Genomic DNA, 12,366 nt, shown 5'->3' with positions numbered 1-12,366 from the left:
CTGGTCACCGGAGAACCCATCATGGCAAGACGTCGTCTGCGCAACACCACATATGCTGGCAACCTCGACACGGGCATCCAGCTCTGGCTGCTGAGAATGCTGGTGCCGCTGGGTGGACATCGTGCTTTCCTCTCCCCCAGCGGTTTGGCAGACGATGCCCTCGCGACAACGCTCGGCCTTGAGCACTGGCTCGACGCTGATGTAGAGGACTTCGATCCGCGAGCCGTACTGACCGAGTTGCGCAGAATGCACAAGCAAGCTGAGCAACAGGCCGACAAAAGCGCACTACCTGCCTGCCTGCGCGGAAACGTCGAGCAACTCGCCGAACTGGTGGGGCTCGACGAAACCGAATGCCGCATCCTGGAATTCGTCATCACCCTGCACAACGAGCGGCTGCTCGATGACGCGGCCGACCTGTTGGGCCAACTGTCGTCGGCCAAAGTACAGCATGTCCTGTCGACCATCCTGGGGCTCCCCGAGACCGAGGTTCGTGCGGCCCTGAGCACACACGGCATCCTGGCCCAGTCGGGGCTGGTCTCGGTCGACCGCAACGGCGCAAGCACCCTGCGCGGCAAGCTGGACCTGCTCTCTAGTGATTTTGCTGACCTGATGGTGTCGTCCGAGGCCGACCCGATCGACCTGCTGCGCGGCACGGTGTCGGCAGCTGGCCTCGCCCATCTGGCCCTGAGCGACTTCCGGCACATCGCCCCCTCGCTCAAGTTGCTGCAACCCTATTTGGAACACGCGCTGGAGACGGGCAGGCACGGCGTCAACATCTACCTGCATGGCGCGCCGGGCACCGGCAAGAGCCAGCTGGCCCGCGCGCTGGCCGACGAATTGGGGTGTGAACTTTTCGAGGTGGCCAGCGAGGATGAAGAGGGCGACCCGGTCAACGGCGAGCGCAGGCTGCGCGCCTTTCGTGCCGCGCAGAGTTTTTTCGCGCAGCGTAAGGCGCTGATCGTGTTTGACGAAGCCGAAGATGTCTTCAACGACGGCAACCTGCTCTCCGGCCGCAAGAGCACGGCCCAGCTGCGCAAGGCCTGGATCAACCGGATACTGGAAGATAACCCGGTGCCGACCTTGTGGCTCTCCAACGATATCGAAGGGCTCGACCCGGCCTTCATCCGCCGCTTCGACATGGTGTTCGAGCTGCCCGTGCCGCCCAGGCGGCAACGCGAGCGCATCCTGCAGGAGCAATGCGCGGGCTTGCTCGACGCCGCCAGCCTCGCCCGCATCGCAGATGTCGACACCCTGGCACCGGCCATCGTGACCCGGGCCAGCACGGTGGTGCAGGCCATCCGCCACACGCTGGGCGAAGCGGGCAGCGCGGCGGCGCTGGAGCACCTGATCAGCAATACGCTGCAGGCACAAGGACACCGTCCGATCAGCCGGCATGATCCGAACCGTCTGCCCGAGGTCTACGACCCGGCCTTCATCCACGCCGACACGGACCTGGCCGCCATCGCCCGCGGTCTGGCCGGCACCCACGCCGGCCGGCTCTGCCTGTATGGGCCGCCCGGTACCGGCAAGACCGCCTACGCGCGCTGGTTGGCCGGACAACTGGGCGTACCCCTGCTGGTTCGGCGTGCGTCGGACCTGATGTCGAAATGGGTGGGGGAAAGCGAGCAGCAGATCGCGGGGGCTTTCCGGCAGGCCGAGCAGGAAGGGGCGCTGCTGCTGATCGACGAGGTGGACAGCTTCCTGCAGGATCGTCGCAGCGCCCATGCGAGCTGGGAGGTGAGCATGGTCAACGAAATGCTCACCCAGATGGAGGCCTTCTGCGGCGTGTTCGTCGCCTCCACCAACCTGATGCACGGCCTGGACCAGGCGGCATTGCGCCGCTTCGACCTCAAGGTGAAGTTTGATTTTCTGCGCCCGGAACAAGCGCAAGCACTATTGCAGCGCCATTGCCGGCAACTGGCTTTCTCGGTGCCGCAAGCGGCTGAACTGGCCCGCGTGGCTCGTCTGCCGCAGCTGACTCCGGGCGACTTTGCCGCCGTACTGCGCCAGCACCGCTTCCACCCGCTGCCGTCTGCAGCGGCGCTGGTCACGGCACTCGAGGCGGAATGCTCGCTCAAGGACAACGCACAGAAGGCGATCGGCTTTGTATAGCCGCCGACCCGGCCACACGCAGCCCACAAGAGGATAACCATGCGCCCGCTCTCGAAATCGAAATTGATCAGTTGCGCGGCAAACCTCGCCCTTCAGAGCGGGGAAGGATAGCGCGGACGGCGTAGCCGTCCTTGCTTTTGCCGTTAGTGCGGGGTTTGCTGCTGTTCGATGTACTGGCGGATGACTTCGATGGGCGCACCGCCGCAGCTACCGGCGAAGTAGCTGGGAGACCACAGCGCACCGCCCCACAGCTTTTTGCGGATGCTCGGGTAGTGCTTCTTGCGAATCATCCGGCTGGAGACGCCTTTCAGGCTGTTCACTAGCGCCGATACCGCGACTTTCGGTGGGTAGTTCACCAGCAAATGCACATGGTCGTCCTCGCCCTCGAACTCCACCAGTTCTGCCTCAAAGTCGATGCAGACACCTGCAAAGATGGGCAGCAGCTCATCCAGTATCTCTTTGGTGAAGACCTCACGGCGATACTTGGTCACAAAGACCAAGTGAACGTGCATCAGGAAAACGCAGTGTCTACCATGCCTTATATCGTGCTCATTTCTCATAGGCCAAAAGTATAATTCCGACCATGCAACGTCTCCAAGCCTACAAATACGAACTAATGCCTACCGGCGAGCAGCAACGCGACATGCGCCGCTTCGCCGGGTCGTGTCGCTTCGTGTTCAACAAGGCGCTGGCGTTGCAGCAAGTCAACCATGAGGCAGGGGGCAAGTTCATCGGCTATGTCGAGATGGCGAAGCAACTGACGGCCTGGCGCAACAGCGCCGAGATGGCCTGGTTGAAGACTGCACCGATCCATCCATTGCAACATGCCCTCAAAGACCTCGAAAAAGCCTACAAGAATTTCTTCGAGAAACGCGCCAACTTCCCACGCTTCAAGAGGAAGGGTCAGAGCGACAGCTTCCGCTACCCCGACCCCAAGCAGATCAAGCTCGATCAGGCCAATAGCCGCATCTTCCTGCCCAAACTGGGCTGGCTGCGCTATCGCAACAGCCGGGAGGCGCTGGGCGAGCTGCGCAACGTCACTGTCAGCCAGTCCTGCGGCAAATGGTTCGTCAGCATCCAAACGCGGCGCGAGATCGACATTCCCGTGCCGCGCGGCGGGATGGTCGGTATCGATCTGGGCATTGCCCGCTTCGCCACCTTGAGCGATGGCAGTTTCGTTGCCCCGCTCCACAGCTTTCGTCGTCACGAGAAGGCGCTGCTAAAAGCGCAGCGCTCACTGAGCCGCAAAACCAAGTTCAGCAGCAACTGGAAAAAGGCTCGCATCCGCGTCCAGAAGATTCATTCCCGCATCGGTAATGCCCGCCGCGACTTCCTGCACAAGACCACGACCACGATCAGCCAAAACCACGCGATGGTGTGTATCGAGGACTTGCAGGTACGGAATATGTCCAGGTCGGCAGCTGGCAGCACCGAAACACCGGGTAGAAACGTGCGGGCCAAGTCCGGCCTCAACAAGTCGATTCTGGATCAAGGCTGGTTCGAGTTCAGACGCCAGTTGGACTACAAGCTGGCGTGGAATGGCGGGCACTTCATTGCGGTGCCGCCACGCAATACCAGCCGCACTTGTCCATGCTGCGGCCATGTGTCGGCGGACAACCGTCGGACGCAAGCCAGGTTCGAGTGCGTCGAGTGCGGCTACGAAAACAACGCCGATGTGGTCGGCGCGATCAACGTACTAAGGGCGGGACACGCCCGGTTAGCTTGTGCAGATACTTCGCCTGAAGTCGGGGCGTCGGGCCAGGAACCCACCGAAGCGACTATACAGTTCAGCGTATAGCGCCGTAGGAATCCCCCTACTTCCCAGCCTCAAGGCTGGCGAGCGTTAGCGAGAGGTGGGGGAGGATGTCAACGATCCGCAGGCAGAAGGCTTCGACGCTGCCTTTCAGCGCACGCAAGCGCTGCTGCAAGGCCGGCAGCCGATCTTCGAGGCCGCATTCCGCGCCGAGGGGGCGCTGGCGCTGGCCGACGTGTTGTTGCCGGTTGGCAGGGGCAGCAAGCGCGGCTGGCGCATGGTCGAGGTCAAATCGTCCACCTCGGTCAAGGACTACCACCGCGACGATGTGGCCATCCAGGCCTACGTCGCCCACGCGGCCGGCGTGCCGCTGACCGCCATCGCGTTGGCGCATATCGATAGCAGTTGGGTCTACCCCGGCGGTGGCGACTACCAGGGGCTGTTGCTGGAAAACGACCTGAGCGACGAGGCGTTCAGCCGGGCAGACGAGGTCCGCGGCTGGATTGCCGGGGCACAGCAGATCGTCGCCCGCCAGCGGGCACCCAAGGTTGCCGTCGGCAAACAATGTGGCGACCCGTACGAATGCGGCTTCCTCGCTCACTGCCAGCGCCAATTGCCTGCAGCCACCCATCCGATCAGCTGGCTGCCCGGCCGCCGCAGTAATGCCCTACAAGCGCATATCGACGCGCATAAGCTGACCGAATTGAAAGAGGTGCCCGACGCGCTGCTCAACGACAGCCAGCTGCGCGTCAAGAAGGCCACCGTGACAGGCAAGCCCTACTTCGATCGGCAGGGCGCGGCGCAGGCACTGGCCGCCCACAAGTTACCGGCCTACTTCATGGATTTCGAGACCATCCAGTTTGCCGTCCCCATCTGGCCAGGCACCCGCCCTTACCAGCAGATTCCCTTCCAGTTCAGCGTCCACCGCCTCACGCGCACCGGCAAGCTGGAACAGCAGGCGTTTCTCGACCTCTCCGGCAACGACCCGTCCCTGGCTTTTGCCAAAGCCCTGCTGGCCGCCTGCGGTGAGCGCGGCCCCATCTTCGTTTACAACGCTGGTTTCGAGAAAGCCCGCATCACGGAACTGGCCGGGCGCTTTGCTCGGCTGAGCGAGTCACTGCTGGCACTAAACGAGCGGGTGGTGGACCTGTTGCCGGTCGCCCGCGCGCATTACTACCACCCCAGCCAGCAGGGTAGCTGGAGCATCAAGGCCGTGCTGCCCGCCCTCTGCCCGGACCTGCGCTACGGTGACCTCGACGGCGTGCAAGACGGAGGCATGGCGATGGCCGCTTTTCAGGAAGCGCTCTCGCCAACTTGCAGCCCTGCACGCAAAGCCGAAATCGAACGGCAACTGCTTGCGTACTGCGCACTCGACACCTACGCCATGGTGAGGATGTGGGCGGTGTTCAGCGGGAAGACGCTCGAGGAAAATCTGGTGTAACGCCGTAGATCACGCACGGCACGATCCAGGCATTTGATGAATAGGCAGAACTGGATGGCTGCATTGCTGAAGGTTGCGGAGCGGCCGGGCTTGCCGGAAGGTTCGGCTTGCCATTGCAGGTTGGTGTCCAGCCAGATCAGAAGGGAACCGCGCGCCTTGAGCGCGGCATCATACTTGGCCCAGTTGGTCGTCTTGTAGCAGGCCGGTGCGGGTTTGCTCATGCTCGGATGCTACCCGACAAGGTCAGCGTGAGTGAGTTGTGCAACAAAGCCGCGCCAGCAGGAAAACTACGGTCTGGTCGTCGAAAACGAGCGCACTGTCGGCTCTCACTCCTTAGAACGGTGGCACCGAGGGCTCAGGTCGATGCTTACGGCCTGGCGCACGGCTTCCTGCTCAGCCCCGGACAACTCGGTAAGTACCTTTAGGAGTTCGGCCTGGCGGGGTTGGCCGATCGTCATGCGGTAGAGGCTGGTGGCTTCGACCAACTGCTTGAGTTTGCTGACGTCGCGGCTCATCGGGAGGAGTGGGACGAGGCGCTGGATCTTCGCGTCGCCGTCAAAGATCCACTCGGGGCGCATGCCACCCTCGCCATCGTCCGCCAGAGTGAAGATCGTCCGCCACGGATCATCCGACTCGATGATCCGTCGATCACTCCCGAAGGCGGCACCGATGTTCTTGCGGACAGCGTGGTTCTTGTAGCGGTGGACGCGTCCCTCGCGCTGTTCGAGGTCGACGGGATTGCCTGGCAGGTTCCAGTGGACGATGGCGTGGGCGTAGTGGTGGAAGTCGAGGCCCTCTTGGCCTACTGATGTAGAGATAAGGACGAAGGGACGAAACGGCGAGTTGAATGCGCTGCGCACATCTACCGGGTTCTCGCCTTCGGCGGTGCTGCCCTTCGCCTGACCGAAGCGCATGGCAAAGTGCGTTCGGAAACGAACTTGGGTCGCATCACCGGTCTCGAGCACGTCGTCGTAGCAGTCACTCGTGGCGCGTCCCGCGTCCAGGTGGAGTACCGCCTTGATCGTCTCGACGATCTTGGCGAGCGGCTCCTCGGAGCCGCGGCCGAGGCGGCATTGGTCGGGCACGAGGTGGAGCCATTCGTCGAGGGTGCTCCCGAGCCCACCTTCAGCGCAGTGGGTAAGGAGTCGCTCCCAGTCGTCCTGCTGCGCTTGACCTGAATTCCTAATGATCTGGAGTGCTTCGGGATTGTGGAAGAAGCTCGCGAATGCCCACGAGACACCCGCTGCAGCCCCCCGTAGGGCCTTGTCCGTGAGTTCCACGGTGAATCGCCCGCGAAGGCGCGAAAGCGAGCGAAGTGCGCACGCAGCCGGCCCGGCGATTGCGATGTCGGTAAGTTTCGCAATGAGGTCTTTCGGAGGCGGGCCCCACGCCGCTGGGTCGTCGAGGGATCGCACAAGCCGAGACCAGTGATCGCTCATACCCTGGTGGCTGCCGCCGACCCAGTCTGCGACGCTGAGGCTCGCCATCTCGCGGTCGAGCCAGAGCTGTGCGGCGGCGTACCATATGTTGTGAGAGATGCCCTTCGTAGGCGTTTGCTTGAAGAGAGGCGCGAGCCGGCTATCGATCTCGGAGGAAACCTGCTTGCGCATTGAGGTCAGTGCGAGCGGGAGCGTCGCTCCCGTAGAGCGTGCGATGGCGATCGGGTCACCGATCTCGGCCAAGACCTTGCAAGGGAGCAACAGCGACAGCGAGGTGAACCGTTCGGATCCGCCCTTGCCAAGGGGCGGCGGCTCTAGAGGACGGTAGGTGTTTTTGCGCGAGTTCTCGTAAGTGGTCTGGCGGTGGTGCCGGCGCTCGAACTCATACGAGAGGAGTGAGGCGACGGACTTAGGGACGACGCTCCAGTTAGAAAATACGAGGCGCTTGGTTAGCGTGGTTGCTGCTGCGTACGACCCGTAGAGCTTGGTCTGCGGTAGAGCAGGCGGGATCCAGAGGACGTCGAAGGCGCCCGCGGCGTCCAGATCGTTGAGCATCCAGCGGAGACGACTGTTGCGCGGGTCGACCTCCTTGAAGCTATCGATGGCACCCGCCGTGAGCATGTGGTCCCCCACCAGAGAACTACGGAGGGTTGAGTCCTGCGGGAGGGCAGCACGTATACGCTTCTTGGCAGCGTACTCGTCCATGAAATTGTATAGATACGGCGCTGACTTCCAGTACTCGACCATCGACGGCACACGGTCGAGCTTCTGCGCGATCTGATCCGTTGCGACGAATGAGTCGACGTCGGACTTTTGTACAGCACACGTCGCGTCGATGCCAACGTCGAGCATCCCGTCCCTGTTCAGCGTTGCGGCGAGCCGCTCGGAGCGAACCATCACGCTGCCGAGGATCTTTTGGATCGAGTCCCGGGCGGCGGCAAGCCGGACGGGGTCGCGGTGACCAAGGATGCCGGACCGGAGCTCACCGAGCGAAGACCGCAGCGTGGACAGATCGCAGACCCTGTCCTCGCCGAGCAAGAATCTCACCGTACTGAGGAACTGCTCGAAGTGACTCTCGTCATCCTCGGCGGTGGTGAGCATCTTGTACGGCGTTGCGGAGAGAAGCAAGACGCGAGCCGTCGGGCTGGTCAGAAGGAGCTTAGCTAGTGCCCCGTCCGGGCCGTCGCCGTGCACGAGGTTGGTAAAACGCTGAAACTCGTCGAGGATAATCAAGTCGGGGCTGAGCTGTTTAATGCAGACCTCGGCGAGAATGCGTCGGAGCTGGCCGATGAAGCGGTTGGCGACGGACCTGTCGTAGCCCCGGCGACCGTCGGAGATCTGGTCAAGCTCGTCGCGTAGCCTCTCTTGCTGCAGTCTTTGTGCGAGGGCCTCGACCACTGCCTTCGGCGGCTCGAAGTCGACGAGCGAGTCGAGCTCCCTGGTGAAGCGAGCTTCCGATGCCCATCCCTGGAATATCCGGTCCGAGTGCTTGCGCTTCCGCAGCAGGTCCGCCCACCCCACTTCGTCGCGCTCCAGCAGGCGCCAGAGCATTGCCCGCTCGCCGACGCGGCCAGCTTGGTCGCCAAGATCGAACGACGTCCCTGGAGTCAACGCGATGAGATTGACGTGGCCGAGGTCGGCGAGTGTTGCCGGGAGCATCGTGAGCCGGTCGGCGCGACGCGGTGCTTGTCCGAGCTCGGAGAAGAGATCAAGGTCTTGCAGGTTCTGACGCGCGATCTGGGCGTTGGAGCAGATGTAGACCACGTCGATACGGTCCACGTCCTTGTCATCCCAGAGCCGCTTGACCGTCTCGGCCACGAGGGCACGGGCGATCTTCGTCTTGCCGAGGCCAACTTCGTCAGCGACGAGAAACCTCCGCTGGTCGTCCTCGAACATTGCTCGCACGACGGTGTCGACGGTGTCGAGCTGGAACTTCTTGTATCCGTCGGTGGCGCGCGCGAGTCTGTCTGCCCACACCTCAGGAATCAGTCCGCGCGCCTTCATCCGATCGCGTCCTTGCGAGCTTCGTAGACGGCATCCCAGAGTTCACTGAACTCTGACGGCACGACTTCTCCGAATCGTTCGTCTTGCTTCAACGTAGCAAGCGTTTGGTCGAGCGACTCAAGCTTCGTTGGGTTTCTGGATGCGGTGGTCAGAAGGTCCTCCAGGACGCGATCGACGTGGATGTCGGCAATCCAGCCGCCGAAGGCACCTGCCTCGCCACTGCCATCTCTGCGACCAGAGGCACCTGTGAAGCCGAGCAACGCTGCGAGGTAGCGAAGGAAGTCCTCGGGTGACTTGATCGCCTGCGCGATCACGGAGCGCCGCCGGCTCGGCGGATCGCCCGCAATGTCAGCTCGGACGAGCACATTGCGGGTGCTCCCGTCGGCTTTCAGGGTGACGACGACAAACGGGGTGATCTCCTCCTCGAGCAGGCCATTCCACTGTGCCCGGCCGCTGGATATTTCAACTGATCGCGCGGCCAGAAGACTGAGCGGTCGTGCGAAAACGACAGCGTCGGACAGTTCCTCGACTTTGCCGACGACAAGTTCCGCGGCCCAAGGTCCGCCGTCGCGCTCGTCCCCCAGTGAGTAGGTGATAGTGAAAAGTTTCGACGCAATGTCGTAAGCGTTTAATTCGATGGGCGAGATCCCTTCTTCGGGGTCAGATTCCGGGTCGTCGTTCTCGGGGAGCGGGTGCGGCTCGACGATCCACGAGAGATCGTCTTTGCGACCGCGCTTGTTGATGACCCGGTCGACCCCTACATACTCTTTCGGTCCGGAGAGTTCGACGAGAATGTCTACATTGGCCCCGAACGCACCGCCAGTTAGATTTGCGGACCCGAGCCACGCCGTCGCCGATTTTCCGTGGTCCTGCACGTAAAACTTGGCATGTAGTCCTCGCATACTCGGCCCCCCTATGGCGAGGCCCGCCGTCGTCTCGCTATCGCTGCCTTCGCTCATCGAGTCGAACGCCTCTAAGTCCTCTTGTGCGTCGAGGAGAGAATCCTTAATGCGGTAGACCTCGCGCAGCCCTCGCAGGAGGCTCGCTTGCGCATTGAGGGCCGCTGGCCTGGAGACGATGACCTTGCGCTTTGCGTTTGGCTTGAAAAACGATGTCACCGCGTCGCCCGTGAGGAACGGCGATACGGCTAAAGAGGCGTCGTACTGTTTGCAGAAAGGCGTCTGACGGGAACCTTTGATCAAAGGCACAAACCGGCCGCTAGTGAAGGGTTGAGGCACGACGAGGCGAGCTCTCGCCAAGCTGGTGCTAAGCGAGGTCACCAGGTCGCGCTGACGATCTGATAGATCGCGCGCTGCGGACGTCGGCAGCGAGTTGAGGAATTCGACGATGCCCACCGAGTCCATCGCTACGCCTTCCTCCGTGTCCTCGTCGAGGCGGACGATCACATCCCACGCCTTGTCGAAGGTAAGGTTGCGGCTCATTACGAGGACGCGGTGGAGTGGGGCGGTTTCAGCGCCAGAGAACCGGACGATCCAGACCTTAGGGTGGAAGATGCCACCGTCGGGTTTTTTTACCTCGACAACGGTGTCCTCGATGAGGGTGTGTGCGGTACGGTAGTGCGACGGGACGCTGATCGCGCCGGCCTGACAGAAGAGTACCGTCCGCTCGGAATAGCGGCGAATCGTCTCCAGCAGGTCAGCTGGCTCAGGGCCTTCTGCGATCGTGCCGAAGCTTGCCGCGACCGGAATGGTGAGGAGCGCGGTCAGGTCGAGCGTGAAGGTGGTGCCGACTGCGGCGTCGATCTCCATGCCTTGCGGAGGTCTCAATGCATCGAGCAGCAGCGTAGTCTGGTCAAGTCGGAGCATCAGTCTTCCTCGCCCTCATTTAACGCGGCGCTGGTGGCCACGATACGCGGGGAGTGCGGAGGCCGGCGTGGATGTCGTTGATGAGTCGTTGAGCGGGTGCCCAGTTATAGTCCATTTCAAAGTACCCAGCGTCACCCTTCCAGTTGCGCAAGCGGTCGCGCTGCACCAGCCGCGCTCGTCCTGGTTTGAGGGATGCTTCACGCTTGGTGATGGTGGTCTCGGCCTTCTTGTCGGCGAGGAGGTCTTGGCTTGCAGAGACGTCCTTGAGCCACTGTGTTAGGAAGGCCATCGTGCGACCCCACCTGATCCGCGCAGCTTGCGACGCGTGCGTGGCGTCGAGGCGCGAGGTTGCCCATGCGTTTAGCTCGGCAAGTCGGTCAGGGCTGGGAAGCTCGTCGCGCCTCGTCAGCCAGTCCTTCATCGCCTTCTCGTATTTTTCAACGAGTTGGTCCCGAACCACGGTGTCGTCTGGGCGGCCAACGGCGCAGAGGTAGTTGTAGAGGATACGAGCCCCAAAGACGAGGCGGTCCGCGTCCCTGCCGAGCCACATCGCTTCCGCTGTTATCGCCGGGAACTCATCTACCTGCGGGTGATCCCACACTCGGCTCAATCCCTCGACCCACTCTTCGCGGTCCGGGTCAAGCAGCCAAGAAACCAACGAACGCGCATTGACCGGACTCTTGTCCGAGAGGAGAAATTTCTCGCGGAGCCACGCCGCCTCGTCGGTACTGAGATCGAAGCCGTCAAACTCGTCGTCAGGCTCGGGGAGCTCGTCCCAGAGGCCAATCTCGGGCGTGACCTGATCGTCCTCGTCTTCTGCATGAAACATAGAGCGTCGCAAGCGCGCGGAACGCTCTGTGGCCAGATCAGAGTAGGCGTCCCAGAGAGAGCCCTTGCCCTTGTAGATCCCGAGCCGGCGGAGTAGCCCCCAATAGCTTCCACTTGGCATCTGCTTGGTTTCGCTACCCGTGGTGTAGCCGATGATCCCCTTGCCTTGGAGGTGCGGCTCGTAGTGACGGCGGAGAGCAGCGATCCGGTCGGTTTCCGCTTTTCGGGCTGCTTTGGAGAGTGCCTCGGCCGTCGAGCCCTTCAACCCGGTGAAGTCGCGTGGCAGGAAGAGTAGGTACTTCGCGCGCGTGTGCAGCACCGTGTGACCTGGAAACAGGACCCCCGCGACGAGATCCCGGAGGATACCCATACCGAGCTCGTCGACAGTGCCTTGCTGGGATAGCGCAGCCATGAGGAGCTGCGTGCGCTGCTGCTGATCATGGTCGAAGCTCAGCCAAGCTACCAGACTTCCTGCCACCGTTTATGCCTCCGAGTGAGGAGCCAAGAGATCCTCAAGGTACTTGAGTGCTTCGAGCATCAGCGAGTCTCTATGGGCATGAGATACAACGTAAAATTTCGAATTTTGCCAAAATGGCATTAATTTAGTCAAACATCATCAATCCTACGCAACTGGCGAAAAATGCCCTTGCCATGCCTTTATATTCCCCCTTGCGGGCTGTCATGCCACTTGGGACTGGCCATGCGAGAATCGGTACGGCAAGGCGGCAAGCGTGCTGAGCCGGGCGGACAAGAGCGAGCTTTCCGGCGTCACTTAGGCCAGTTGCCTGCACCCATTGCTGCCAGTACCCATGCGCATGCAAAAGATGAATCTTACTTGCGCTAGGGACGCACTGAGGTCGGCTGCAAATCGTAGAGTCCAACGGGTTCAAGCTGCCATCCGCATTGCATAGTGCTGTTGACTGAAAGCGGCGGGCGGCTGGCGGGCTTACAGGGCGTTGCACT

At 62.1% G+C, this 12,366-nt stretch carries 8 protein-coding genes; 3 read left to right on the top strand and 5 right to left on the bottom strand.

Annotated features, from left to right (window positions below):
* Window positions 1-21: 21 nt before the first annotated feature.
* Window positions 22-2,112: an AAA family ATPase gene (locus tag E5K04_RS12600; protein ID WP_205700366.1), complete on the top strand. Its 2,091-nt coding sequence runs from the start codon at window positions 22-24 to the stop codon at window positions 2,110-2,112.
* Window positions 2,113-2,255: 143 nt separating this feature from the next.
* On the opposite strand, the gene tnpA is transcribed toward E5K04_RS12600, so the two are convergent.
* Entirely contained in the window at window positions 2,256-2,672 is a 417-nt protein-coding gene (gene tnpA / locus E5K04_RS12595; protein WP_136554631.1) for an IS200/IS605 family transposase, read from the bottom strand.
* A gap of 23 nt (window positions 2,673-2,695) precedes the next feature.
* Here tnpA and E5K04_RS12590 point away from each other — a divergent pair, with 23 nt between their 5' ends.
* Window positions 2,696-3,910 carry an RNA-guided endonuclease InsQ/TnpB family protein gene (locus E5K04_RS12590; protein ID WP_136554628.1) on the top strand — a complete coding sequence of 405 codons (1,215 nt, stop codon included), beginning with the start codon at window positions 2,696-2,698 and terminating at the stop codon, window positions 3,908-3,910.
* Between the two features lie 55 nt (window positions 3,911-3,965).
* The gene (locus E5K04_RS12585; protein WP_136554626.1) at window positions 3,966-5,306 is read left to right on the top strand and encodes a DUF2779 domain-containing protein; all 1,341 of its coding nucleotides are present in this window, start codon (window positions 3,966-3,968) and stop codon (window positions 5,304-5,306) included.
* Here the strand turns inward: E5K04_RS12585 and E5K04_RS12580 are convergent.
* The 4 genes from E5K04_RS12580 to E5K04_RS12565 form a co-directional block, all read right to left on the bottom strand.
* On the bottom strand, window positions 5,243-5,527 hold the full coding sequence (locus tag E5K04_RS12580; RefSeq protein WP_235844369.1) for a transposase: 285 nt from the start codon (window positions 5,525-5,527) through the stop codon (window positions 5,243-5,245). The genes E5K04_RS12585 and E5K04_RS12580 overlap by 64 nt on opposite strands.
* Before the next feature lie 105 nt (window positions 5,528-5,632).
* On the bottom strand, window positions 5,633-8,749 hold the full coding sequence (locus tag E5K04_RS12575) for a helicase-related protein (RefSeq protein ID WP_136554624.1): 3,117 nt from the start codon (window positions 8,747-8,749) through the stop codon (window positions 5,633-5,635).
* Window positions 8,746-10,575 (bottom strand): phospholipase D family protein, encoded by a 1,830-nt coding sequence (locus tag E5K04_RS12570; protein WP_136554622.1) that lies wholly within the window; start codon window positions 10,573-10,575, stop codon window positions 8,746-8,748. The genes E5K04_RS12575 and E5K04_RS12570 overlap by 4 nt, the downstream gene beginning before the upstream one ends.
* 19 nt (window positions 10,576-10,594) lie before the next feature.
* A complete protein-coding gene (locus E5K04_RS12565; RefSeq protein WP_136554620.1) occupies window positions 10,595-11,881 on the bottom strand; it encodes a DUF6361 family protein in 1,287 nt (428 codons plus the stop codon).
* Window positions 11,882-12,366 lie beyond the last annotated feature (485 nt).

Source organism: Crenobacter intestini (assembly GCF_004919095.1).
GTDB lineage: Bacteria > Pseudomonadota > Gammaproteobacteria > Burkholderiales > Chromobacteriaceae > Craterilacuibacter > Craterilacuibacter intestini.
The sequence above is the reverse complement of the archived record's forward strand: the minus strand, read 5'-3'. Positions and strand labels throughout refer to the sequence as shown.